This window comes from Bradyrhizobium sp. IAR9, from assembly GCF_013408065.1.
GTDB lineage: Bacteria > Pseudomonadota > Alphaproteobacteria > Rhizobiales > Xanthobacteraceae > Bradyrhizobium.
This window is the reverse complement of the sequence record NZ_JACBZW010000003.1, coordinates 460,008-482,014: the sequence shown is the minus strand read 5'-3', so window position 1 is coordinate 482,014 and position 22,007 is coordinate 460,008. Positions and strand designations below refer to the sequence as shown.

The window sequence follows — 22,007 nt, the reverse complement described above, 5'->3', positions numbered from 1 at the left end:
AACTTCAGAGGTGCCCCCGCCGGGAAATACATCCTACCTTCTTCGATATGGCAATGCTCATCGGGCCAAAGCGTCGGCGCTACGCACTCAGCGTTCTGCACAGGCGCTGCGGAACACGTGGACAAGCCGAAGCTCTGCCGATTGTAAATCCCTGACCCGTGCTAACCGCCCGGAACGAGCAGGCGGGCGGAAGGATTCGTCCAGGCAGGAGCGCTCTCGATGCTGATGACGAAGGAACGACGACCGGCGATCCGGACGCTGCGCGGCTGGGCGATCTCTGTGCTGCAGGAGGCAGGCGCCATCCGCGAGTGCGAAGAACATGGCTGGATGCAGGACCGCGCCGACCCGCACGCCAGGGACCGCGCCTTCCGCCTCGCCCGTCAGAATCCGCCAGCCGGCATTTCCGCCGACGAAGCCGTGGCGGAAGTTCGCGAGGTCCTGGATTCGATCGGCGACACCTGCCCGGAGTGCCCGCCCGAGGCCGACTAAGCCGTCTTGTCCGTCATGCCACGCTCGCAGCAAGCCGAGGCACGAAGGCGAATGAGTTCGATCCACGCCAGCGCGGCGTTGATCCATCTCTGCCGTTCAGCTCCATCGGCTTCGGCGGCGAGCTTCATGGCCGCAAACGCCTCGCGCTCGGGATCGTACTCGACGTCCATGGGCTGAAACATAATCGCGGATCGTAAACGATCACACAGCGAGGCGACCGTAGGAATCCGGGGCCGCCACGACCGCAATCGCGGGCCTAACCCTCCGGAGCGTCTCGCCTCTCCTCCCATAATCTGTCGATGAGCCGCTCCCGAGGCTCTGGATCAGCGCTGCTACTGCAGAAGGCGATGCGGGTAGCGCTGGCCGCCCCCGGACGGATCGCACTTTTCGCAAACGCGGCAAGGCGGGGCCTTGCGGGCCGACGAATTCCATCCATATACCATCTAATCAGATGGCGATGGGATGTACTAACGATGGCCAGCAATGTGCACGAAATCCGACCAAAGCCCTCCGACTCGGAAAAAATCACGATCAATCTTGGTTTTGTCGATCTCGGTCAGGTCGATTTGATGGTGCAGGAAGGCTTCTACTCGAACCGCACGGATTTCATCCGGACCGCGATCCGCAACCAGCTCGAACGCCATGCCGACGTGGTCAAGCAGTCCACGGCGCGAAAGAGCTTGGACCTGGGCTTGCGAAACTACAGCCGCGAGGATCTCGAGGCGGCGCGGCGGGCGGGCGAGATGCTGCACATCAATGTTCTGGGCCTCGCCACCATCGCGCAGGACGTCACGCCCGAGCTGGCCCGCGCGACAATTGCATCGGTCTCTGTGCTGGGGGCCCTGCATGCCAGTTCGGCGGTCAAGTCTGCTCTCGCCGACAGGACGAGGTAAGGTCATGTTGAACCAGGACATCATTCGCGAAGCCACCCGCCTCACACGCTCGGGCCGACTCGTCGAGGCCACCGCGCTGCTTCAGCGCATGCTTCGGGGCGAGAAAGAGCGCGGCGCTACCGCACCGAGGGTCGACCACGCCGCCCTTGCGTCAGGACGAGAGCCGCCAACCATCGACGCCAAGGCGAACGCCGCCGAGACGAGGCGTCCGCGTCGGGCGGCCCAGCCGGCAGTGGATATCGCCAAAAACCTCCGCGGGCTCGGACTGGGAGGAGCCCTGAGGCGTGCGCCGCCTCCCATGGCGGACATCGTGCCGGACGGCGCCAGGTTCGTCGAAGGCGTCTACGCAAACGGCGCGGGAAGCCGCGCCTACCGGCTCTTCATCCCGAGCGGCTATCATGGCCAGCCCATTCCGCTGGTGATCATGCTCCACGGCTGCACGCAGTCGCCGGAGGATTTCGCCGCCGGCACGCGAATGAACTTCATCGCCGAAGAACAGACCTGCTTCGTCGCCTATCCCGCGCAGCGGGCCGACGCAAACCAGGCGAAATGCTGGAATTGGTTTCGTCCGGCCGACCAACAGCGCGACGGAGGCGAGCCCTCGCTCATCGCCGGCATCACCCGCCAGATCATGTGCGATTATTCGGTCGATTCGGAACGCGTCTACGTCGCCGGACTGTCCGCCGGGGCCGCGGCCGCGGCCGTCATGGGATCGACGTATGGCGACCTGTACGCGGCGATCGGCATTCATTCCGGACTGGCCTGCGGAGCAGCCAGCGACCTTTCCTCGGCACTGATCGCCATGAAGCAAGGCGGCGGGTCCGATGAAAGGCCGGCAGATGGCCCATCCATTCCGACGATCGTCTTCCACGGCGACCGCGACAACACGGTGCATTCGAAAAACGCCGCGCGAATTGTCCGGCAATCCGTTGGTGGGACAAGCACGACGACGGAGGTGCGTCGCGGGCGGGTGCCTGGCGGGCATGCCTACACTCGCACGGTCCATACTGACGTCTCCGGACGCGGCATCCTCGAGCACTGGGAGATCCACGGAGCCGGACACGCATGGTCGGGGGGCAGCCCCGCCGGCTCCTACACCGATCCGGACGGACCGGACGCAACGAGAGAAATGCTGCGCTTCTTCCTCGAGCATTCGCTCCCGCAGGGGCGGAATTGAGGTGGCATCCGCTTTTCATCTCGGTGATGGGAAGCGGACGTCGCAATCGTCTCCATCGAACGGGAGCCCGCTGGCGCTAACCGCTTTCAGGTCTTTGGCTTCTGTTTCGCTGCAGCCTCTCGAGCGATCCGCTCCGCCTTCAGGCGCTCCCGGTTTGCATGGAATGCCTGTTGGTCGCGCTCATGCTCTGAGACCGGCGCCTCCGCGCGCGTGTCGCGAAACACCTTGCGGGCTTCCCGTTGGGCAACGGTCGGCATCCGTCGGTCCGATATGCGATTGTTCATTGCTCCCTCCTTCGGGCGCAAAACGGTCCTTGCGCTATGTTGCGCATTCGGACCGCCAACCTTGGGGTAGGTTTTCCCCCGGATGGGGCTTTTGGGGGCCGGGGGCTTGGATTCGACGTTTCGCGAACCCGTTCGTTCCAATCCTCCTGCTGTAGAAAATCACGCAGACTTCCGCTGCGGTTTGGCCGGCCTTTTCGCCGTAGCTTCCTTCGCCGTCTTCTTGCCCTCGATCGGCATCAGCATTTCCTTCTGGCCGGCCGCCGCCTTTCGCGGCTTCTTGGTGGGCTTTGCGGCCTTCGCCGGCGCGGCCTCGTTGCCGACGGACCGCCGCAGCGCCTCCATCAGATCGACGACGTTGGTCGACGCTGGACGCTCCTTCGGCGTGATCGGCTTGCCGGCGCGCTTCTTGTTGATGAGGTCGATCAGCGCGGTCTCATAGTGGTCCTCGAACTTCTCCGGCTCGAACCGCCCCGCCTTCTGGTTGACGATGTGCTTTGCGAGGTCGAGCATGTCCTTGGTCAGCTTCACCTGCTGGATGTCCTCGAAATACTCCTGCTCGCTCCGGACTTCGTAGGGGTAGCGCAGCAGGGTGCCGACGAGCCCCTTGTCCAGCGGCTCGAGCCCGATGATGTGCTCGCGGTTGGTCAGCACGACCCGACCGATGGCCACCTTGTTCATGTCGCGGATGGTCTCCCGGATCACGGCGAAGGCGTCGTGCCCGACCTTGCCGTCGGGACGGATGTAGTACGGGCGGATCAGGTAGCGCGGGTCGATGTCGGACTTGTCGACGAACTCGTCAATCTCGATAGTGCGCGTCGACTCCAGCGCGATCTCCTCGAGCTCCTCCTTCGTCACCTCGATGAACTGATCCTTCTCAAGCTGGTAGCCCTTGACGATGTCCTCGTTCGGCACCTCGTCGCCAGTGTCGGCATCGACCTTCAGGTACCTGATGCGATGTCCGGTCTGCCGGTTGAGCTGGTTGAAGCTGATCTTCTCGGACTCGGAGGTGGCCGGATAGAGCGCGACCGGACAGGTCACTAGGGAGAGACGCAGGAAGCCTTTCCAGTTGGCACGCGGGGCCATGTACGCGGAACTCCGTTGGGGCGGGCCTGGATTCAAGACGAACGAGGCGGTCCGGTTCCGACATGGCCCACGGGCGGCGGGAGCATTTCACCCTGCGAGGGGTATCGCCCGGCCCCGGCGTCAGCGCACAGCCGCGTGCTCGATCTCGAAGCGAAGGCCCACCCGGAGAACGGGCCCTGCGTCATCCCGGACTTCGATCGCCAAGTTGCGAACCTCGGACCCTGGCAGTACGTCCTTGGCGAAGTCCGCCATGGCCCGGGACGCCTCCCGTTTCACGTCCTCGAACGAGGCGATCTCCACCCCGACGTCGTCGAAGACGAAGTTCTCGTTGTCGGAGGTATCAAAGTAATAGCGCGGCATTCACGAAAACCGGCTGCGGCGGCTGCCGTTCCTAGGCGCCCACGCTTTCGCCGCGCCGCGACCGGCGCGGCCAGATCATTCCTCGCGCGGGGCGGCATTTCCCGATTCGAGCAAGTTCAGCGCGGTCTCGATCTGCGCGAGCAGACGCTCGATTTCCTCGCGCTCGTTCGATCCGGCACCGTTCTCCAGTCGCTCCATGAGCGCCTGCTTGCGCGCGAGCAGGTTTGCGACAGTCGACACCTCGCACCTCCCATGTTCGGTAACAATAATGGAGTTGGTGCGCCTATGAGGAACTTGCCAGTCCCAGCGTCTTCCTGGCCGTCAGACCAGACCGTCCTTCCGGACCCTATTTCGCGGGCGGCCGCAGCGGGCCGTCCACCCACTTCCGGGCGGCGGGATCGTGCAGCGGGTCGTCGTCGCACTCGGGACAGACGTAGCGCTCGCCGCCTCTGGCGGCCGCGTCGCGAACAAGCTTCATCGGCCGCCCGCAGTGCGGGCACGGCTTCAGGATAGGATGTAGCATCGACATTTGGCTTCCCCGCCGCGATCAGCGTAGTGCCCTTTGCCTTGCGGGCACAAGCGATCTCTTGACGCGAACGCCGAAGACCGTCGAAGATCGGCGTCCGCGGTGTTGTTGCAGGGTGGCGTCATGGAAGAGTTCTACAGGGGGTTCGCGCAGCATGCGCGCGACCTGGCGGAGAAGGCGGATCCGTTCACACGCAGACGGTTGCTCGATCTGGCCCAGAGGTACGACGCCAAGAGCAAACCTGCCGGAAGCACCAGGCCGCTGCCGCCGCCACGCACCACCCCGCCCTCGACGATCTTCTCCGGCAGCGGCGAAGCGTGAGAAGGGGATCATCGCCTCGGTGATGACCAAGCCGAAAGGCTCTAGCCAATCGATCGGAAGCAACAAGGCGGCGGCGCCGAGAAACGGCCGCTTCCTCGCGCCGTCGACTTCGCTGATGAGTTGGACGTTCTCGCCCGATATTCGGCTGGAGATGCTTCCTTCAGCCGCCGTCCGCCTTATCGAGCGGCCGCCGCTGCGCATAGTAAGCCGGTTACAGCCGCACCAACTCGAGCCTAACGCGGCAGGTGACCCCTAGGGTACGTACATAAAACCTGTCACTAGGAGCAGGCGCACCTGAAGTCCGCTTGTCCCGAACAGCGGCGCGAAAGCGGACGTTATGGGACTTCCGAGAAGGCCAGCAGCGGAAGTCAGCCTTGGCCGGAATGAAAGAGGCCGCCAACTGAAGGCGGCCTTACTTCGGCGGCTGCAAGCCCGAGGAGGTTAGCCAACTGTTCAGGCGAGAGCCGGTCTCGGCTTGACTGGCAGTCTTGATCAGCGCATCGCGATCAGGCCCGGGTGGGAGTTTGGTTGCTTGCTCGCGGAGACTCTTGGTCCAAGCGGCAAGCCTTTCTTTTAGAGTGGTTTGTTGCTTGAAACGACGCCGTTTGAGCATGGCGTGCTCCTAAAGCAATTTCGACGACTCACTAACGGTCGGGCGCCAGAGGCAGTTCCAGAATGGGGGTGTTCGTCCACGCCCGCCGCATGGGGACAAACGGTGACACCAGAACCGATTGAGAACGGCGAGAGGTCAGTCCGGGTGAAACTGAGAAAAACTTAGGTTGAGCAAATCTGATCAGACTGGCGTGGTGAACGGACCTCTGGCAGACGCGGCAACTTCGCAGATGGGCCAGAGGGTCATTTGATGAAACGGCCTTACTGCCTCTTGAGCAACTCAGCCAAGTCCAGTTCGAATATCTGCTGTGTCTGTTCGAAAAGTTGCAGGAGGTCGATTGAAACCGGCGTTCCGTGGCGGGCTACAATCGCTCGCTGGCGCTCTATGATGATCCTGCCCCTATCAACGTGGCGCTGCGCTTGAGCGATTTTTTCATCCAGCGTCATAGCCGGTTCCTGCCCGGAACCAGCATGGGACGAACAACCAGAATAGTCCAGTTACAAGATCATTCCTCTTCAGCCTGAGGAATAGGTCTGTGTGTCCTGCGGCCGAAATGTATCCGGAGACGGATGAGTTTCGAGGACCCTCACACATTCAGCGATAACTCGGCGAGCTTCCTCGATAATTTTGTTGTCGCTTAGTTCATCCCGCCGATAGATGAAAAGTCTCGCTGGCAGCACGTCCGCCTCCGTGACCTTATTAATCGCCTTGGCCCTAACGCCCGAAAGGGAGACTAGGTTCATTTATCAGCAAGACAGAGACGACACCCGGACTTCCGGTAATAGGTCCACTTTCGGGTGGTAACGACCAGTTGAGGCTGATGGCCAAACCATGATTCAAGCCATCCGACCGAAGGGGCCGAATCATGCGCTACGAACTGACGGACAATGAGTGGTTTGCCATTAAGCCGATGATGCACACGGACAATCGAAGTGTCGATCATCTGGACAGCGGCATCGTGGGCAGTTGCAAGCGCATCTATGATACCGCCCCAGAGCCAGCCCCCCGCCAGCGGACGAAGCGGTTGTAGTACATAGTATACGGACCGAAGTTCTCTGGCAGATCGCGCCATGGCGCTCCAGATCGCAAGACCCAGAAGATGCCATTGAGACACGACGGTCATTCACTCGCGGCAGGCCGTGCGACTTATTCGGCAGCATTTCGAGAGAGGACAGAGGCCTGCTGGGGGACTGAATGGCGGTCGCGGCGGCGCGCGCCGCAGCCGCAACGCGCGGCTAAAGGATAGCGCGAGCAAGCGACGATCCGCTGCCATCCTTACGGGCTCGATCGAAGGATCGAAAACTCACCACGATCCCGGTTCAAGCCGGTGAGGGCCCGGTATCAAGTAGCTGCGAAACGGCGGCAGCCAATTGCGCCGGCGCAAAGGGTTTCTGGATCAGAAGGCTGCCTTCGACCCCCCGCGATTGCCAGTCCGGCGCGCTGGCGCTCGTCATGTAGACCACCGGAAAGCCAGGTGAGATTTCCCTGATCTGCTGCGCTAGTTCCCAGCCGCTGATGCCGTCACCCAGGTTGATGTCCGTCAGCAGCACCGACATCCCTCACGGCCATCGCAAAACGTGGAGAAGGCCGCTTCCCCCGAAGGGACCGAGCAGGCCTCGAAACCGACGTCGGACAACGCGTCCTCCACGAAGCTGGCGATGAGAGCTTCGTCCTCCACGACCAGAACACGAACGGCATCGCTCACTTTCAAGTCTCCTCGGCGATCAGGCTTGATCGTCGACCGGGGCGGCGGTGCGTCGGGCAGCCAGACGTCAGAGTGTCGTCCCGCCTCAGGCCACCGGCACACCATAGTAGGCGTTCACGGAGCGCGTGGTCGCCGGGTCGCTCCAATTCCAACTGCTCTCGTCGGCGTATTTGGGGGCGCCGCGGAGCTGGTCCTGGGTGATACCGGTGACGTAGCCGCCGAGGTTGGTGTCATATTTCAACGCCTGCCAAGGCAGCGGATAGTGATCGTCGCCGATGCCGAGCAGGCCGCCGAAGCTTAGCACCGCGTACGACACCTTGCCGCTGACCTTGTCGATCATGACGCGCTCGATGTAGCCGACCTTTTCCCCGTCGGCCCCGTACACGTTCGTACCCTCCACCTTGTCGCTGCCGATCAGACTGAACGTCTCGCTATCTTCCATGGCCATGGTTGACCTCCTGGATGTTGTCTTCGGAAATCAACAGTGCGACGATGCCTCCGTTCCTGGCACAATCCGCGGCGAAATGTTGATTCCCCAGGGATGAAGCGGCCGGAACGATGACGCGCCGCAATGTGCCGGACGTAGTCGGCGAGCGGAGCTAGAGCATGGAGCTGACCGATCTGGAGCGCGATTTTCTGAGGAAGCTCCTCGGCGAATCCTGGGTCAGCCCGCCGACGTTCGACCATGAAATCGTGGCGCGGCTCGTGGAACTCGGTCTCGTGGAAACCGAACCGCTTCCATCCGGAGATATCGAGTATCGCATCACCGACGCCGGACGGGCGGCGGCTACCTCGTGAACCACAGATTGGCGAGCCGCGGGCAGATCGGAGGAACGATAACCTTGCCACCCTATTGGACTGCAGGGACCGTCGCCCGCCGTTGAACTACGGCGCCTGTCGCGGATAGCCAAAGGTCTCACGACCCGCTATTCAGAACTAGCGCTCGCGAGGATAGCCAAAGGCGGCGGCCTCTTCGGAACCCCGGTGTTCTCGCAGCTATGCGCCTTCGCGCCCTCGCCGACAGGCGAGATCTCCATCCCGCACCCGCTTTATCTGCCCCTCAGCGATAGACTGATCCGCGTTACGATGTCGTCCCACTCGCGCTCTTCGCTCGCCGGGTAGTTGATCAGGACGCAGTGGATCAATCCGCTCGAGAAGTTGCACCGGTTGTACCAGACCTTGTCGCTCTTGTAGCTGGACACCGCAAAGAATCGAGGCGTCGTTCGCTTGTACTGAATGCGTGCGGGCGGATGCTTCTTTGCGAGAAATGCAGCGGGTGAATCGTTCGAGACGTTGGGTGCGGCCTGTATCGTGATGTCGGCTCGGCCGTCAGCCGTCCGAAATCGCTGTCCGTACCCGTCCGGACGGCCGGCTTCTTCGGTAAAGATCGAGGCCGGGAAATCGACAGAGGTGCCTGTCTGCGGGATGGAATACGTCGTCCATCTCACCGGTTGCGCCGAAACCGTGGAGCTCGAGGCGACAAGTCCGAGAACGAGCGCCGACACTGCCGATTTCATCCCCTCTCCTCCAGGAGTCATGAAGGCCCGACGAGCGGCGTCTCGGGTTCGATCATCAGGGGTGCCGCCGGTCCGATCGGCTCCGGCGTCGCGACGAACCGCCCGTAGATCCGGAAGGTCACTTCCGGCCTGACGGCGCCTGAGCATTCGAATCGTTCGGGTTCTTCTTGTTCGCCTCATGATGGCCGATCACGCAGCCGGCGGCAGCGCCGAGCTTGCCGTGTCCCGCCATGTGGCCCGCGACGCCTCCGACGATGGCGCCCTTGATGCAACCCTTCGCGTCCGCGCCGGAGGCCGATGCCAGCGCCATTGCGGCCACGCATGCCGCCGTGAAGATCCATTTCATGAGCGTTCTCCGGGCTCGGTTTTCCGCGAGGTCAATTCGATCCGGAGGCGGTCGTTCCGCTGCGAGCACGTTCCTGACTGCAGGTCCGCGATGTCGCTCATCGGCAGCGGCCCCTCGCGTGTAGGAGCAAGTCGCGGGCCTCCGAGTTTCCCATCTGCTGGAGCGAAATCGTTCATGATGGAGAGGTCGTGCGCGCGGTCAAGGAGAGCAAACGGTCCAGGAGATCGCGCTTCCTCCGCGACGCGATGGTCGACGTGCAGATTGCCGGCCGCGGCGTTCGCAGCAGGCGGGTCCTGCTGGCGATGCGGCAGGTCCCCCGCGAGATTTTCCTCGATCGGCGGTTCGCGGAAGCCGCGTACGAAGACTGCGCGGTACCGCTCCCGAAAGGGCAGACCATCTCTCAGCCCTACATCGTCGCCAAGATGCTCGAGGCTGCCGCGATCGCCAAATCGGACCGGGTTCTGGAGATCGGCGCGGGTTCGGGTTATCTGGCGGCGCTCGCCGCCAAGCTGGGGCGGGAGGTTTGCGCGATCGAGCGCCATGAAGCATTGGTGCAGCGCGCCCGATCGCGCCTTCGGCATCTCGGCTGCCGCAATGTGGATCTGCGTCATGGCGACGGCACCGCGGGATGGCCGGATGGCGGCGAGTTCGACGTGATCCTGGTGTCGGCCGCCAGAGCGCAGATGCCAGCGGTCCTCGAGACTCAATTAGCTCCCTTGGGACGACTGCTCATCCCGCTCGGCGATCCTGACGGTGTGCAGTGGCTGACGAAGCTGACACGCGGACCGGACGATCGTTTCGTCGAGGAAAGGATAGAGGAGGTCCGCTTCGTTCCTCTGATCTCCGGCTGAAAGCCCGCTCGCCGTCTCAATTGGCGCAAAAAGGCCGCCCGGGGGCGGCTAGTTTTTGATCTTCGCTTCTTCTGCTTACTTCTTGAGGGCGTCAGCGGCGTCCCGCGCTGCATCTTTCACGTCCCCCGCGGCGTTGTGGGCGGATCCCTTGGCCTTATCGATCTTGCCTTCGGTTTCCATGTCCTTGTCGCCTGTGAGCTTGCCGGCACCTTCTTTGATGGCGCCTTTTGCCTTGTCGGCGGCGCCCTTCACATGTTCGCGGTCCATAACCATGTCCTTTGCTGTTCGGAAGATCAGCACAACGAAGGTGTTGCGCAGGGGTTCCTCGCAGAACAAAGCACGGTGTTTTCAACGAACACTCTGGACGTGGCCCTTGGGCGAGCAAAGCTGGGGCGTTTGCAATGTCGGCTATTGGCGGCAGGACCGGACGCGCGACCATGCCTGCCCCAATCGCCGCCCGCGCTGACGATGAGCCGCCTCCGCAACGACGCATGCAGACCGGATGCCCGCTATCGAATCCACAACGGCCGAAAGCCCGTGAATCGCTCCTTTTTCAGGTATCTCATTGCCGGCGCTGCGGATATTCTGCGGTGAGCGAGCCGACCGGTTCTGGCCGGCCAAAGACGAGATCATCGAGCCCGGGATGGTCAAGTTCGACTACACGCCGGACGGGCAGGTCGCCGGCGTCTGAGACACGTTCTCCGCCTTCAACGAACCGAGTGCGCCGATTTCCGCGGAAGTGACGGCACTCACCGGCATCACCAACGAAATGGTCGCCGGACACAATTAGACGATGCCGCCGTCACGGCTTTCGTCGAAAGCGCAGTCATCACGATCGCGCATAACAGCGCTTTCGACAGGAGGTTCGTCGAACGCTACTGGCCCGTGTTCGAGCACAAGGCCTGGGGCTGCAGCATGAGCGAGATCGACTGGCGCAAACATGGCTTCGCCGCCTCGCAGCTCGGCTATCTCCTGAAGGGAGCCGGCTACTTCCACCAAGCGCACCGCGCCGTGGACGACTGCCACGCTCTGCTGGAGGTCCTGGATTTCGTACTGCCGACGACCGGCGCGCCGGCGCTTGCGCTCCTGCTGGAGAAACCGCCCGCAAGCCGACGATGCGAGTCTGGGCAGAGCAGACCGCTTTCGAACTCAAGGACTCGCTGAACGCAGGCTCGCTGGAACGACGGCAGCGACGGCAGGCCGAAGTCCTGGTTCAGAGACGTCGACGAGACCGCGCTCGGCGACGAGATCGCGTTTCTGCGAACCGAGATCTACATGCAGGACGTCGAGCCCAGCGTGCAGAGGCTGACCGCATTCACACGGTTCTCCGACCGGATCTGAGGCGGCCTAGCGGCCGAGACGCTTCTCGACGCGCTTGCGGCTGTTGCCGACCTTCTTGATCGCCTTCTTCACGGCCGAGGCCGAGCGGCCTGTCTTCTTCGCTTCGTAGCGGACTTCGTAGTCCTGCCCCTTGGCGACGCGTGCCCGGTCCTGTTTGCGTCCACGCGCGGTCTTCTTCGCTGCCGCCATCGGCTCCTCCTCTTGCGAACTGATGGCGATGCAACGCCGCAAGGATTCGCGGGTTCCGGAAACGAATCCTGCCGTCCCGGCTTGAGTCGACGAGTTGTTGCGTTGGAGTTCATTGCGTGGCGTTTCAGCGGCGTCAACGGGCGGCGATCGGCGTGAAGGCGCCGTTCCCGGGCTTCGTAGAGCCGGCCTTGGCATCATCGATCGAGAAGGTGCCGTCCGGAGCGCGATGGATTCATGAAATCAAGTTCGATGGCTACCGCGTCCAGGTCCATCTGGTGAACGAAGCCGTGAAGGTCTTCACCCGCCGCGGTCACGACTGGACCAACCGCTTCAAAAAGGTCGCCGACGACGCCTGGCACATCAAGGCGGGATCGGCGATCGTTGACGGGGAAGTCGTGGTCCCCGCTGCGGACGGCACGACGGACTTCTCGGTCCTTCAGAACGAATTGAAAGGCAAGTCGGCCAGCATCGTACTGGTCGCCTTCGATCTCCTGTACCTGAACGGCCGCGACCTCCGGAAGCTTCCGCTTTTCCAGCGCAAGACCGAACTCAAGAAGATCGTCGACGGCACCGAGATCCAGTTCAGCGAAAGCTTCGAGCTCGAGGGCCGCGCGATGTTCGAGCACGCCTGCAAGGTCGGTCTGGAGGGCGTTGTCTCCAAGGTCCGCGACAGCGCGTACGCCAGCGGCCGCGGCAACAACTGGGTCAAGAAGACCTGCGAGCAGCGGGAGACCCTGGCGATCGCCGGTTTCGCGCTCGACGAAGGCAAGTGGGATGGCATCTATCTCGGTCGACGCAAGGGGGACGACCTGGTCTACGCCGGCAAGGTCGACCACGGCTTCGATAAGGTCTCCGCTACCGATCTGCAAAGGCGACTGAAGCCGCTGATCCGGAAGACGCAGCCGTACGCGAAGCGGATCGCCCACAAAGGCATCTGGGTGGAGCCGAAGCTGCTCGCCGAGGTCGAATATCGGGCCAAGTCGGCGGAAGGAAAGGTGAGGCACCCGTTTTTCAAGGGGCTGCGTGAGGACCTTTGAAAGACGGGTGCGGCCGAACTATCGGCGAGAACAGGCGTTTACCGACCATGTCAGACGCGTTCGACTACTTCCGCGCCTACGCTGTCCGAGCTCTTTGTAAGGCTCGGTCAATGCCGAGGGGCCGGATGAAGCATCTGCAGCTTGTGGTAGGCCGGATCTACAATCTCCTCAAGAAGGAGGCTGCCTACGGCCCCAATGTCCAGCACCTTGAGGACTTTCATGCAGCCCAGAAGCTCGAGGCCTCTCTCGATCGCCGGCCAAGTGACCGCTCCGGCGGTCGCCTTGCTCCAGCGGCGCCGCAAAGCTCGGATAGGGAGGCTGGCTGAATGCCTTCGCTCGACGCGCGCAGTGTGGCAAGCCTTCTGCGAGAGTACGCGCAGCGGACCGCCTTGGGAGGCGGCAATCCCTACCGGGCGAAAGCGTACTCTCGGGCCGCCGACAGCTTGGCGGCCCTAGCCGTTCCTCTGGACGTGCTTGTCGCCGAAGATCGACTTACTGAGATCCCTGGCGTCGGCGATGCTATCGCCGACATCATCACCAAGGTTCACAAGACGGGCAGCCATCCCAGCCTCGAAAAGCTGCGGAAGGAGGTTCCCGCGGGCGTGCTCGAGATGCTCGCTGTACCCGGCCTTCGTCCGGAGAAGGTGCTACGCCTGTACAAGGATCTCAGCATAGGCTCGCTCTCGGAGTTGGAGGCCGCCGCCAAGGATGACCGCATCAAGAAGGCGAAAGGACTCGGCGCCGCGCTGCAGACCAAGATCCTGCAGAACCTTGCGATCGCGAAAAGCGGGGAAGGGCGCCTCCACCTGCACCGCGCTGCCGTGCTGCTCGCGCATGCGAAGGATTCGATCCGCAAGTCCCGCCCCGAACTCAAGCGTGTGACGATCGCTGGCGATTTCCGCCGCGGCTGCGAACTCGTTGGCGATCTCGCGATCCTTGCGGAGACTGCCAAGCCGGACAAGTCATCGATGCCATCGGCCGACGGGCTGCAAATCCGAGTGTCCGACCGCAAGCACTTCGGCGCCGCCCTTCTCTTCGCCACCGGCTCCGCCGGCCACATCGAGCAGCTTCAAGCCTTGGCCGCCGAGAAGGGTCTGCGGTTAGTCGCCGACGGCTTGCACAAGGACCGCACGCTGATCGCCGGCGAGGAGGCCGAGATCTACCGCGCCCTCGGTCTGCCCTTCATCGACCCTGAGCTCCGGGAGGGGCGCGGCGAGATCGAGGCGGCTCTGAAAGGCAAGCTCCCAAAGCTCGTCAGCGACCAGGACCTGCGGGGCATCCTTCACTGCCACACCGATGCCTCTGATGGCACCGAGACCCTGGAAACCATGGCCAAGACCACGCGCCAGCGGGGCTTCGAATATTTCGGCGTGGCGGACCATTCCAAGTCTGCCCACTATGCCGGCGGTCTCTCCGTCGAGGAGATCGCGCAGCAGCACCGGGAAGCCGATCGACTGAACAAGCGCTTCGGCAAAGACTTCCGGATCCTCAAGGGTATCGAGTCGGACATCCTGGCGGACGGGTCGCTCGACTATGAAGATGACGTTCTGGAGCGCTTCGATTTCGTGGTCGCCAGCGTCCATGGGCGCTTCAAGCTGGATCGCAAGGCCCAGACGCAGCGCCTGCTTCGGGCTATCTCCAACCCTCACACCACCATCATCGGCCACATGACGGGGCGACAGCTCCAGCGGCGGCCGGGCTACGAAATCGACATCGAGAAGGTGCTGCGCACCTGCGCGAAGCACGACGTCGTCGTCGAGATCAACGCCCACCCATGGCGGCTCGACCTGGACTGGCGCTGGCACCAGGCGGCCCTCGACTTCGGTTGCATGCTGAGCATCAATCCGGACGCCCACTCGATCGCCGAACTCGACCACATGCACTGGGGCGTCCTGATGGCCCGCAAGGGCGGTGTCCCCGCCGACCGGGTCCTGAACGCGATGACACTTGCCGAGATCACGCGTTACCTGCGTCAGAAGCGGCGCTCGCTGGCCCGCGCCGCTTGATGCAGCACGCGCACGAACTCTCGCTCGAGGGGAGGGTCGTGGCGGTCGCCGCCGATCGCGGGCACCACTTCAGCAAACCAACTCGGGACAGCATAATCCTGGTGGAAGGCCACGGCGTCGAAGGCGACGCTCACGCCGGCCCGTTCGTCCGGCACCGCTATTTGGCACGCCGCCGGCCACGACTACCCAATCTCCGGCAGGTCCACTTGATCCCGGCCGAGCTCTTTGCGTCCCTCTCGGAGGCCGGGTTCGAGGTCGCAGCGGGGGACATGGGTGAGAACATCACAACGACTGGCCTGGACTTGGAGCGGATGCCGCTCGGCACCCTCATCGAGTTGGGTCCCACGGCAATCATCGAGCTGACCGGTCTCCGGACGCCCTGCGTCCTCATCGACCGCTTCCGGTCCGGTCTCAAGCGGCAGGTGCTCTCGTCGGCGGAAACGGGCCCTCCGTTCAAATCCGGGGTGCTGGGCGTGGTACGGGCCGGCGGGACGGTCGCGGCCCGTGATATCGCGCAAATTCGCCTCCCGTCTCCCCCGTTTCGGCCTCTGCCGGCCCTGTAGAGAGCCCCTGCCATGGCCCGAAAATCCACCTTGCCTTATCGCCTACAGCCCATGCTGGCCACGCTGACGGATGCGCCGTTCGATGACCCCGATTGGGTCTTCGAGGACAAATTCGATGGTTTCCGCATGGTGGCGGAGGTTCGGGGAGGTCGGGTCGCGCTCTATAGCCGCAACGGGAAGATCATCAGCCACTCCTATATGGAGGTCGCGAAAGCACTCGAGGGCGTGAAGACGGATGCTGTGATCGATGGCGAGCTCGTCGCGATCGGCAAGGACGGCGCATCCCATTTCCAGTTGCTCCAGAACGCCCTGCGCCATGAAGCCAAGCTCTTGTACTGCGTGTTCGACCTCATGTTCGCGGACGGCGAGGATCTGCGCACGCTGCCGCTCCTCGAGCGCAAGAAGCGGCTGAAAGCCATCCTGCCGCGCCACAAGCTGATCGCGTTCAGCAACCACCGCAAAGGTAACGGAACGAAGTTCTTCGCAGAAGCCGAGCGGAGACATCTCGAAGGCATTATGGCCAAGCGCGCCGACAGCCCGTACGCGTCCGGACGTCGGACCGCCGATTGGCTGAAGGTGAAGACCGCGCAGCGGCAGGAGGTCGTGATCGCCGGCTTCACGGCGCCGAGGCGAACCCGGCCCTTTTTCGGCGCTCTAACGCTGGCAGTGCGGGAAAATGGCGGGTGGCGGTACGTCGGCCACGTCGGCACCGGCTTCAGCCACCAGGTTCTGGGAGAGCTTCACGGCAAACTCCTGAAGCTCAAGACGGCCAAGTCGCCCTTTCCCGCCAAGGTGAAGGATGAGCAGGTCACGACCTGGGTGCGTCCTTCGTTGGTCGCAGAGGTGAAGTTCGCGGAGTGGACCAGTAAGGGGGAGCTGCGCCAGCCAGTCTATCTCGGCCTGCGGTCCGACAAAAAGGCCAAGGACGTCGTTCGCGAAAAGAGTTGGTCGCGAAAATAGCGTCGCCGAGAAGAGACGTCCGACCCGGTCAACCGGCGGCGCGCTCTGTTGCCGAAGGCCACGGCGGGAGGGGCGGCAACCCGAGAGCCTTGCGTACAGGTCCGAACGACTTCCGGTGAGCTGCGCACGCCCCAAGCCTGGCGAGAGCACCGTAGTGAGCCGGCACCGGGTAGCCCTTGTGATCCGCGAAACCGTAGCCGGGGTAGCGGACGTCGAGAGCCCGCATGACCGTGTCGCGCTCGACTTTCGCCAGGATTGACGCAGCAGCGATGCTGGCGGACTTGGCATCGCCCTTGATGATGGCCTGCTGGGGGAGGTCGATTTCCTTCAATCGCTTCGCATCGATCAGCAGGTGCTGCGGCCTCAACCCTAGGCCACGGACAGCACGCTGCATGGCCTGGATGCCGGCCCAATAGATGTTGATCGCGTCGATCTCTTCGACCTCCACGAACGCCACACTCCAACTCTCTGCCTTTGCCTTGATCTCCTTCGCGAGTTCCTCGCGAGCGACAGCGTCGAGCTTCTTGGAGTCGTCGATTCCGATGATCCGTGTACCGGGCTTGAGAATCACGGCGCCTGCGGAGACCGGGCCTGCGAGAGGGCTCATTCCGGCTTCGTCCACGCCCGCCACGGCATGAAGCCCGCTCCCCCAGAGCGAGGTCTCGAAACTGAGCATCTTGCGGAGGCGCTGCCCTTCGGACCTGTTTTCGAAGCGCCTCTTATCGATCGAAGCCAGGATGGCGCGGGCTCCCGCGCGGGCGTCAGCCCGCAAGATCTGCTCGACGCTAGTCTCGAGCGGTCTTTTCTCGATGACATAGCGCTGACGCAATGCATCGAGCGAATATTGGGACATGGCGGCCTTCGCACACACTGACTGGGGAGCCATGTCGGTGAACTTTGTGGCGATTGTCTGAAGTCGACCAGGCGTCTCTCTCACCGACCCGCTGCGATTTGCCGAAGGAACCGGCGGCTCTTCTTTCGTCGCTGTCAGCGAGTTGCACATCGCTCCACCGACCTCAGAACGGAACCAACCGGCTTCGTCATCCTTTGTGAAAGATCGAAGCCTCGATCCCTGAGTGCTTCCGAGGGACAGGCCCATGCTTCGAGAGACCGGCAACGAAGAACAGGTTCTGGACCGCACCGCCGAAGTGGCGGCCACCATCGCGGAAGAAGGGCTTCGGTATGTCAGCGACTCCGCGCCGGGCTACACCCGCAAGCGGACCGGAACCACTTTCAGCTATTACGACAAGGACGGCAGGCGCATCACCGATGCCGCCGTCATCCGGCGTATCAAGTCGATCGGCATCCCGCCGGCCTATGAATCGGTGTGGATCTGCCCCTCGGCCAATGGCCACATCCAGGCGACCGGGCTCGATGCGCGGGGTCGCAAGCAGTATCGCTATCACCCGAAGTGGCGGGAGCTGCGTGACCAGAACAAGTATGAGCATATCATCCAGTTCGCGGCCGCGCTGCCCGCGCTGCGCGACCGTGTCGCCGCCGACATGAAGCTGGAAGGACTACCTCGCGAGAAGGTGCTGGCCACGATCGTTAGTCTTCTGGAGAAAACGTTGATCCGGGTCGGCAACGCCGAGTATGCGGAGAAAAACAAGTCCTATGGGCTCACCACCATGCGCCGCAAGCACGTCGCGGTCGGCCGCGGCGTGCTTCGGTTCGACTTCACGGGCAAATCGGGCAAGCAATGGAAGCTTCGCGTCGAGGACAAACGGATAGCCGCGATCGTGAAGCGCTGCGCCGAGATTCCGGGACACGAACTCTTCAAATACCTGGACGGCGACGGGCAGCCACGCACCGTCGATTCCGGCGAAGTCAACGCCTACATCAAAGACATCACCGGCGAGGACTTCAGCGCCAAGGATTTCCGCACTTGGGCGGGGACGGTTCTGGCGGCGTTGGCGCTGACCGAGTTCAAGAAATACGACAGCCAGGCCGAGGCGAAGCGCAACGTGGTCGCCGCGATCGAGAACGTCTCGAAGCAGCTCGGCAACACGCCGGCCGTCTGCCGGAAGTGCTATGTTCACCCGGAAGTCTTGGACGCCTACATGTCCGGTGACCTTGTGAAGATGATCGAAGCCAAGATCGCGCAGAAGTTCAAGCGACAGTACGCCAAGCTCACATCCGACGAGATCATGGTGCTGGCATTTCTTCGCAAGCGTCTCGAATCTCTCAATGCCTCCGCCTAGTCCCACGATCAGTTCTAAGACGGTGCCCTCCGCGATCGGTTGCGAGCTGGCCTTAGCGGCACGCGCTCTCGTCGGCGGAAACGAGCCCTCGATTTGAAATCGAAGTGCTGCGCGTGGTTCGGGCGGGCGGGACGGTCGCGGCTGGCCATATCCTTCTGGGTCGGCTTCTCTCCTGATCTGGCCTCTTGCCGGCTCTGTAAAATGCCCCGTGCATAAATCAGCGGCCCAATAGCCGAATCGAAGCGCGTTCGGTAGTTCGGAGCGGCATGGCCGCAAACAAGGTAACGGCGGTACGCTTGGGGCTGGGGAGGCAACCGACGGTCCGGGACTATCAAGCCGCCCAGCTCCGCTGGCGGCTTTTTTTCGCTCACCCTCCCTCAGGAGGCGTTGGCCCTTGCTCGTTCTCGGGCCTCACGGAGCCGCTCCCGGCGCTCGCGCCGTCGCTTGGCTCGATCGGCAGGCTGCCGCAACGGTGGAACGGGGGATGTGGACGCCGCAATGGAATCTTCAACCGCGGACACCTGGACAGCCTCCGACGACGCTGGGCGGGCCTCCATGAGGTCCAGCACTGCCCGTCCTTTGGCTGTGATCTTCCATCCCCCGCTTAGGCGTTCGACCAGTCCTTGTGACCAGATGTTCAGGTCGGGCGCCTTGGCCGCGAGCCGCCTGGTCCGGTCTGCCCAGTCGCTGCCACTCGTCGCCAGGATAGCCATGTCACGCTTGAGGTCTTCCATCACGGCAAACCCGTCCGGGTATGCCGCCAAGATCTTCAAAACAGTGACCTGGAAGTTCACGTCCGCGCCCCGGCTCTCAGTTAGCGCCACATGGTGGGCGCGTGCGAAAGGGCCTTGCGGCCGATCTGTCTGAGGTCTTCGGGAGAGAGCTCGCCGCTGGTGGCGGCCTCCAGGATCTTCGATGCCACATGCGTACGCGCCCCAATCTCCCGCTGCGGGAGACCCTCGCATACTTCTTCGAAGACCGCGCGCAAAAGCGCGGTGGTTGCCGTGTCGAACATGAGATGCCCCCAATAAGGGAAAGTCGCATCTTAACCGAGTTTTCCCGGTCTTGGGATTCAGGCAAGTTAAGCTTCTCGAAAAATGCGTTCTACCCAAGAAGAGGCCCTGCGCCGATGCCACCGGCTGGTTGCTTTCGCAGCGTTGCAGTGCAGTGCGGAGCGAGGCTCAGCCGGCGGCCGCGTCCGTTGCGCACTTGGAGCCGGTGACCTGCGGCTGCTGACCCGGCCAACGTCGGGATCGAAGCAAGCCAGACTTTGGAGCGACATTTCCTACGGCCGGCCCAAGGCGCTCCGGAGGGTCTCGAGCAGATATTCGGACCGCCACGACTTTCCGACATTTACCGCGTCTCGCAGCGCCGGATGGCCTTGGAGATCGGCGGCAACGTAGCCGCTGGCGAGAATGTAGGGCACCGCCATCGCCCGGAGCGTTTCCGCGACCGGGGTGATCCATTCTCCGGCCAGGTTGACGTCGAGGATGGCAGCGTCGGGCCGGTTCGCCTTCAACAACTTCAAAGCGCCATCGATGCTCGGGACAGGACCGACCACGCGGTATCCAGCAGTCCTCAACTCGGTCTCGAGCTCCAATGCGATGAGGTACTCATCTTCGACCACCAGTATTCGGGGGGCTTCCTGCACAATTGTCCCCGGGTTCAAGACTCCACAGGCGCGGTGATGTGAACTCTTAAACCGGTTGGCTCATACTTCAGTTCCACCGCTCCGCGTAAGCCTTGTACGGCGCTGAGATCGATCAGTCTGGAGCCGAAGCCCGAGCGAGTTGGCGGACTCACCGGCGGGCCGTTTTCCTCTTGCCAATCGATTTGCAGGAAGGTTTCGCCTTGCTCTTCCGACGTGCGCCAGCTCAAGTGGACTAGCCCTCCAGTGTTGGAGAACGCTCCGTACTTCCAAGCATTGGTGACGAGTTCATGCAGAATGAGGCTCATCGGCATGATCTGCCGTGGGCTGAGACGCACTGCTGGCCCGGGGGTTATCCGGTATCGCTCGGGGCCCGCGGCCTTGAGCGATTGCTCTACAAGGGTACTTAGATTGGCTTCAGGGCTGCTGGCCAGCGCCATGGTCTCCGCTTCAGCCACAGCCTGGAACCTTCCCAAGAACGCATCGCGGTATTCCTTGGCTGTGCGGCCCTCAACATCTGTCTGATTGGCAAGCGCGCGTACGATGCCCAGGAGGTTCTTCATCCGATGGCGCGTTTCCGCGAGGAGAATGTCTTTTTGGTCCTCGCTGTGGCGTCTGTCGGTCACATCCTCGAACAAGATTAGAATGCTGGTGCTGTTATTGTCCGGGTGAACCAGACGACGCGCGCTGACGAGCATGGTCCGCTGGCCGATGGCGGGAAACTCGGCGGCGACCTCATATCCCACGATGGCGGCAGACCTGGGAACGATCTCGCTGACCAGTGTCCTGAGTTCGGGTATGTCCCATTGACCATCGCCAAGGGCGAATAAGCTGCGCCCCACCGTGTCGTCGCGTCCCACCCTGAAGGTTTCGTAAAACCCGCGGTTGGCGCTGAGAACACATCCCGCTTGATCGAGGACAAGCAGGGGTTCCTCTAGCGTGTCGACGATCCCTTGGGCCTGGACGTGCTCGCTACGCAAAAGGCGGTAGAGGTCTTCGAGATTCATTTGGCCGTGCCCCGGGAGGTTTCCGCTGAGGCTAATACGGAGTGTGGTTGTCCACAACCATATCGGTTCTGTGTGCGCCGACGGCCGCGTCCGTTGGCGAGCCCCTGACCTGCGAAGCAAAAACAGAGTTTAGCTTCAACCGCCGAGATACTTAGGCGCACGGTCTTACCATCACAGTCCGGACCTTGGCTGCTACCTGTGATGAGAACGCCCGTAGCGCTCCCGCCCCCTCGAACAAGGGAGCAGCCCATGCTGAAGCGGCGTCGTTTCAAACAGACCCGATCGTTGGAAGAACGGCTTGCCGAAGAGGCAAGGCGTTTGCGCGAAGAAGCCACACAGCTTCCGCAGGACCTGCACGCGAGCAGGTCATCCGGAAAGCTCGGCAATGTGAGACCGGCTCTCACATGAGAGAGTGGCTCAAATCGCCAGGATAGCCGCCTGACTGAAGCGCGGATGCAGTTTGAAATGGCTGCGTTGAAAGCTGGTTGAACGTTCATGGCAGAGTCGTTCGGCAAGGAATTCAGCATCGTCGAGGTAACCCCGGACTCGGGATCGACGACGGAGATATGGCTGGCCTTCGCTAAGCCAAGCCAAGCTTGGGGCTGGGGTGGCGATCGACGGTCCGGGACTATCAAGCCGCCCAGCTTCGCTGGCGGCTTTTTCTTTGGCTAGGACGCGTTCGCGCCGGCCCGTTCACGTGCCTCGCGTCGGCGTTCTCGGCGGTCGCGCCGCCGCGAGGCACCCTCCGCGGGCTGCCGCAGCGAGAGGAACATCCGTTGAGACCACCATCGCAGCTGCGGAAGGCGCTTGTCTTTGCGCTCGAAGTGGCCAGCGCTGTTCGCGATATCGTACCAGACGTCGCGCCACTCACCGTTGACGAGCATGACCAT

33 protein-coding genes and 2 pseudogenes are annotated in these 22,007 nt (G+C 62.8%); 16 read left to right on the top strand and 19 right to left on the bottom strand.

Annotation, left to right across the window (positions count from 1 at the left end; genetic code table 11):
- Positions 1-219: 219 nt before the first annotated feature.
- The gene (locus tag GGD67_RS11330) at positions 220-489 is read left to right on the top strand and encodes a hypothetical protein (RefSeq protein WP_179732736.1); all 270 of its coding nucleotides are present in this window, start codon (positions 220-222) and stop codon (positions 487-489) included.
- Here the strand turns inward: GGD67_RS11330 and GGD67_RS11325 are convergent.
- Positions 486-671 (bottom strand): hypothetical protein, encoded by a 186-nt coding sequence (locus GGD67_RS11325; protein WP_179732268.1) that lies wholly within the window; start codon positions 669-671, stop codon positions 486-488. The genes GGD67_RS11330 and GGD67_RS11325 overlap by 4 nt on opposite strands.
- Before the next feature lie 291 nt (positions 672-962).
- On the opposite strand from GGD67_RS11325, the gene GGD67_RS11320 reads away from it, so the two are divergent.
- Both GGD67_RS11320 and GGD67_RS11315 read left to right on the top strand, forming a co-directional pair.
- Positions 963-1,382, top strand: a complete 420-nt coding sequence (locus tag GGD67_RS11320) for a CopG family transcriptional regulator (protein WP_179732734.1) — start codon at positions 963-965, stop codon at positions 1,380-1,382.
- A gap of 4 nt (positions 1,383-1,386) precedes the next feature.
- Positions 1,387-2,559 carry a PHB depolymerase family esterase gene (locus GGD67_RS11315; protein ID WP_179732732.1) on the top strand — a complete coding sequence of 391 codons (1,173 nt, stop codon included), beginning with the start codon at positions 1,387-1,389 and terminating at the stop codon, positions 2,557-2,559.
- A gap of 86 nt (positions 2,560-2,645) precedes the next feature.
- Here the strand turns inward: GGD67_RS11315 and GGD67_RS11310 are convergent, their stop codons facing one another.
- The 4 genes from GGD67_RS11310 to GGD67_RS11295 form a co-directional block, all read right to left on the bottom strand.
- Complete coding sequence (locus GGD67_RS11310) at positions 2,646-2,816, bottom strand: hypothetical protein (protein ID WP_018321675.1); 171 nt, start codon at positions 2,814-2,816, stop codon at positions 2,646-2,648.
- A gap of 186 nt (positions 2,817-3,002) precedes the next feature.
- Complete coding sequence (locus GGD67_RS11305) at positions 3,003-3,926, bottom strand: Ku protein (protein WP_179732730.1); 924 nt, start codon at positions 3,924-3,926, stop codon at positions 3,003-3,005.
- Between the two features lie 120 nt (positions 3,927-4,046).
- A complete protein-coding gene (locus GGD67_RS11300; protein WP_179732728.1) occupies positions 4,047-4,286 on the bottom strand; it encodes a DUF6894 family protein in 240 nt (79 codons plus the stop codon).
- 75 nt (positions 4,287-4,361) lie between these two features.
- Positions 4,362-4,526: a hypothetical protein gene (locus GGD67_RS11295; RefSeq protein WP_179732726.1), complete on the bottom strand. Its 165-nt coding sequence runs from the start codon at positions 4,524-4,526 to the stop codon at positions 4,362-4,364.
- A gap of 409 nt (positions 4,527-4,935) precedes the next feature.
- Between GGD67_RS11295 and GGD67_RS11290 the strand changes: the two genes are divergently transcribed.
- Complete coding sequence (locus tag GGD67_RS11290; RefSeq protein WP_179732724.1) at positions 4,936-5,133, top strand: hypothetical protein; 198 nt, start codon at positions 4,936-4,938, stop codon at positions 5,131-5,133.
- A 22-nt stretch (positions 5,134-5,155) separates the two neighbouring features.
- The gene (locus GGD67_RS39885) at positions 5,156-5,389 is read left to right on the top strand and encodes a hypothetical protein (protein WP_179732723.1); all 234 of its coding nucleotides are present in this window, start codon (positions 5,156-5,158) and stop codon (positions 5,387-5,389) included.
- Positions 5,390-6,006: 617 nt separating this feature from the next.
- Here the strand turns inward: GGD67_RS39885 and GGD67_RS11280 are convergent.
- A complete protein-coding gene (locus tag GGD67_RS11280; protein ID WP_179732721.1) occupies positions 6,007-6,192 on the bottom strand; it encodes a hypothetical protein in 186 nt (61 codons plus the stop codon).
- A 419-nt stretch (positions 6,193-6,611) separates the two neighbouring features.
- Here GGD67_RS11280 and GGD67_RS40055 point away from each other — a divergent pair, with 419 nt between their 5' ends.
- Positions 6,612-6,776, top strand: a complete 165-nt coding sequence (locus tag GGD67_RS40055) for a hypothetical protein (protein WP_409411343.1) — start codon at positions 6,612-6,614, stop codon at positions 6,774-6,776.
- On the opposite strand, the pseudogene GGD67_RS11275 reads toward GGD67_RS40055, so the two are convergent.
- From GGD67_RS11275 to GGD67_RS11265, 3 genes and pseudogenes are all read right to left on the bottom strand, one after another.
- Positions 6,743-6,906 (bottom strand): annotated as a pseudogene (locus GGD67_RS11275) (transposase); the annotation flags it as partial. The gene GGD67_RS40055 and the pseudogene GGD67_RS11275 sit on opposite strands and share 34 nt — an antisense overlap.
- Before the next feature lie 159 nt (positions 6,907-7,065).
- Positions 7,066-7,302, bottom strand: coding sequence for a response regulator (locus GGD67_RS39200; RefSeq protein WP_246790749.1), 237 nt, complete (start codon positions 7,300-7,302; stop codon positions 7,066-7,068).
- 234 nt (positions 7,303-7,536) lie between these two features.
- Complete coding sequence (locus tag GGD67_RS11265) at positions 7,537-7,899, bottom strand: PRC-barrel domain-containing protein (RefSeq protein WP_179732719.1); 363 nt, start codon at positions 7,897-7,899, stop codon at positions 7,537-7,539.
- Between the two features lie 158 nt (positions 7,900-8,057).
- Between GGD67_RS11265 and GGD67_RS11260 the strand changes: the two genes are divergently transcribed.
- Positions 8,058-8,249, top strand: a complete 192-nt coding sequence (locus GGD67_RS11260; RefSeq protein ID WP_179732717.1) for a hypothetical protein — start codon at positions 8,058-8,060, stop codon at positions 8,247-8,249.
- 251 nt (positions 8,250-8,500) lie between these two features.
- Here the strand turns inward: GGD67_RS11260 and GGD67_RS11255 are convergent, their stop codons facing one another.
- Both GGD67_RS11255 and GGD67_RS11250 read right to left on the bottom strand, forming a co-directional pair.
- On the bottom strand, positions 8,501-8,968 hold the full coding sequence (locus GGD67_RS11255) for a hypothetical protein (protein ID WP_179732715.1): 468 nt from the start codon (positions 8,966-8,968) through the stop codon (positions 8,501-8,503).
- Positions 8,969-9,086: 118 nt separating this feature from the next.
- Positions 9,087-9,314, bottom strand: a complete 228-nt coding sequence (locus GGD67_RS11250; protein ID WP_092088370.1) for a hypothetical protein — start codon at positions 9,312-9,314, stop codon at positions 9,087-9,089.
- Positions 9,315-9,502: 188 nt separating this feature from the next.
- Between GGD67_RS11250 and GGD67_RS11245 the strand changes: the two genes are divergently transcribed.
- Positions 9,503-10,165 (top strand): protein-L-isoaspartate(D-aspartate) O-methyltransferase, encoded by a 663-nt coding sequence (locus GGD67_RS11245; protein WP_179732713.1) that lies wholly within the window; start codon positions 9,503-9,505, stop codon positions 10,163-10,165.
- 75 nt (positions 10,166-10,240) lie between these two features.
- On the opposite strand, the gene GGD67_RS11240 is transcribed toward GGD67_RS11245, so the two are convergent.
- Entirely contained in the window at positions 10,241-10,432 is a 192-nt protein-coding gene (locus GGD67_RS11240; protein WP_060912872.1) for a CsbD family protein, read from the bottom strand.
- A 298-nt stretch (positions 10,433-10,730) separates the two neighbouring features.
- Between GGD67_RS11240 and GGD67_RS39880 the strand changes: the two genes are divergently transcribed.
- Both GGD67_RS39880 and GGD67_RS39875 read left to right on the top strand, forming a co-directional pair.
- Complete coding sequence (locus GGD67_RS39880) at positions 10,731-10,856, top strand: hypothetical protein (RefSeq protein ID WP_312013668.1); 126 nt, start codon at positions 10,731-10,733, stop codon at positions 10,854-10,856.
- Between the two features lie 224 nt (positions 10,857-11,080).
- A complete protein-coding gene (locus GGD67_RS39875) occupies positions 11,081-11,329 on the top strand; it encodes a hypothetical protein (RefSeq protein ID WP_312013667.1) in 249 nt (82 codons plus the stop codon).
- Between the two features lie 183 nt (positions 11,330-11,512).
- On the opposite strand, the gene GGD67_RS11230 is transcribed toward GGD67_RS39875, so the two are convergent.
- The gene (locus tag GGD67_RS11230; protein ID WP_179732711.1) at positions 11,513-11,695 is read right to left on the bottom strand and encodes a DUF3606 domain-containing protein; all 183 of its coding nucleotides are present in this window, start codon (positions 11,693-11,695) and stop codon (positions 11,513-11,515) included.
- Positions 11,696-11,811: 116 nt separating this feature from the next.
- Between GGD67_RS11230 and ligD (GGD67_RS11225) the strand changes: the two genes are divergently transcribed.
- The 4 genes from ligD (GGD67_RS11225) to ligD (GGD67_RS11210) all read left to right on the top strand — a co-directional run bounded on the left by ligD (GGD67_RS11225) (position 11,812) and on the right by ligD (GGD67_RS11210) (position 16,261).
- A complete protein-coding gene (gene ligD / locus GGD67_RS11225) occupies positions 11,812-12,732 on the top strand; it encodes a non-homologous end-joining DNA ligase (protein WP_179732710.1) in 921 nt (306 codons plus the stop codon).
- A 326-nt stretch (positions 12,733-13,058) separates the two neighbouring features.
- Positions 13,059-14,738 (top strand): DNA polymerase/3'-5' exonuclease PolX, encoded by a 1,680-nt coding sequence (locus GGD67_RS11220; RefSeq protein ID WP_179732708.1) that lies wholly within the window; start codon positions 13,059-13,061, stop codon positions 14,736-14,738.
- Positions 14,738-15,301 (top strand): MOSC domain-containing protein, encoded by a 564-nt coding sequence (locus GGD67_RS11215; protein ID WP_179732705.1) that lies wholly within the window; start codon positions 14,738-14,740, stop codon positions 15,299-15,301. Before GGD67_RS11220 ends, GGD67_RS11215 begins: the two co-directional genes overlap by 1 nt.
- A 12-nt stretch (positions 15,302-15,313) precedes the next feature.
- Complete coding sequence (gene ligD, locus GGD67_RS11210) at positions 15,314-16,261, top strand: non-homologous end-joining DNA ligase (RefSeq protein WP_179732704.1); 948 nt, start codon at positions 15,314-15,316, stop codon at positions 16,259-16,261.
- A gap of 28 nt (positions 16,262-16,289) precedes the next feature.
- Here ligD (GGD67_RS11210) and GGD67_RS11205 read toward each other — a convergent pair whose 3' ends face one another.
- Positions 16,290-17,114: a ribonuclease HII gene (locus GGD67_RS11205; RefSeq protein WP_179732702.1), complete on the bottom strand. Its 825-nt coding sequence runs from the start codon at positions 17,112-17,114 to the stop codon at positions 16,290-16,292.
- Positions 17,115-17,358: 244 nt separating this feature from the next.
- On the opposite strand from GGD67_RS11205, the gene GGD67_RS11200 reads away from it, so the two are divergent.
- Positions 17,359-18,462: a DNA topoisomerase IB gene (locus GGD67_RS11200; RefSeq protein WP_179732700.1), complete on the top strand. Its 1,104-nt coding sequence runs from the start codon at positions 17,359-17,361 to the stop codon at positions 18,460-18,462.
- A 377-nt stretch (positions 18,463-18,839) separates the two neighbouring features.
- On the opposite strand, the gene GGD67_RS11195 is transcribed toward GGD67_RS11200, so the two are convergent.
- From GGD67_RS11195 to GGD67_RS11180, 4 genes are all read right to left on the bottom strand, one after another.
- Positions 18,840-19,256, bottom strand: a complete 417-nt coding sequence (locus tag GGD67_RS11195; RefSeq protein WP_179732698.1) for a hypothetical protein — start codon at positions 19,254-19,256, stop codon at positions 18,840-18,842.
- Positions 19,257-19,276: 20 nt separating this feature from the next.
- Entirely contained in the window at positions 19,277-19,477 is a 201-nt protein-coding gene (locus GGD67_RS11190) for a hypothetical protein (protein ID WP_018646883.1), read from the bottom strand.
- A 270-nt stretch (positions 19,478-19,747) separates the two neighbouring features.
- Positions 19,748-20,113, bottom strand: coding sequence for a response regulator (locus tag GGD67_RS11185; protein ID WP_312013665.1), 366 nt, complete (start codon positions 20,111-20,113; stop codon positions 19,748-19,750).
- A 14-nt stretch (positions 20,114-20,127) separates the two neighbouring features.
- Positions 20,128-21,117, bottom strand: a complete 990-nt coding sequence (locus tag GGD67_RS11180) for a sensor histidine kinase (protein ID WP_179732696.1) — start codon at positions 21,115-21,117, stop codon at positions 20,128-20,130.
- Positions 21,118-21,366: 249 nt separating this feature from the next.
- Between GGD67_RS11180 and GGD67_RS39195 the strand changes: the two are divergent.
- Positions 21,367-21,551 (top strand): annotated as a pseudogene (locus tag GGD67_RS39195) (hypothetical protein).
- A 234-nt stretch (positions 21,552-21,785) separates the two neighbouring features.
- Here the strand turns inward: GGD67_RS39195 and GGD67_RS11175 are convergent.
- Positions 21,786-22,007, bottom strand: a complete 222-nt coding sequence (locus GGD67_RS11175) for a hypothetical protein (RefSeq protein WP_179732266.1) — start codon at positions 22,005-22,007, stop codon at positions 21,786-21,788.